1 protein-coding gene is annotated in these 533 nt (G+C 55.5%); it reads right to left on the bottom strand.

Going from position 1 to position 533, the window contains the following annotated elements; genetic code table 11:
- Positions 1-89: 89 nt before the first annotated feature.
- Positions 90-533 (bottom strand): hypothetical protein (locus tag EOB49_RS36775; RefSeq protein ID WP_164781963.1); only part of this gene is annotated, 444 nt, incomplete at its 5' end.

Raw genomic sequence — 533 nt, forward strand, 5'->3', positions numbered from 1 at the left:
AGACATTGGCGAAATTTACGATCTCTATAGCAACGTCAAGGAGAAGCGCGAGGTGTTGCAGATGTGGTCAAATCACATCGAATGGCTGATCAAGCAGGCTGCGGATGACGCTCTGGCGGCGTAGCTGCTGGCATGGGCGGAAGATGCGGCGCAACAATCGTCAGAGCCTCATCGAATTGGAGATCATGCTTGACCAGCAAATGCGCGGCCAATGCTTCGATGGCTGACCAGTGATCGAGTACTAGCCGGGCCGTGCGATCTTCGATCCGCCCCCAATCGGGGCGGCGCGGCATCAGGAACCGCAACTCACCATAGATTCGCTTGGCATCCGCGTAGTCGCTGCTCCCCTCATTCCCATCGGACGCATTCATCGCCATATCGCGCGGGTCCAGATAGCCTTCGAATGCGGATTCTGCAAAAGGACCTGCCAGACACGCAACTATCTCTTGGATCGCTTCATCGCGTTGGAAATGTCGATCCATATCGTCCTCGAAAATCGGCTTTCGCTCCGAGGTGAATCCTTGCGCTGAATA

Source organism: Mesorhizobium sp. M7A.F.Ca.MR.148.00.0.0 (genome assembly GCF_003997735.1).
In the GTDB taxonomy this organism is placed as follows: Bacteria; Pseudomonadota; Alphaproteobacteria; order Rhizobiales; family Rhizobiaceae; genus Mesorhizobium.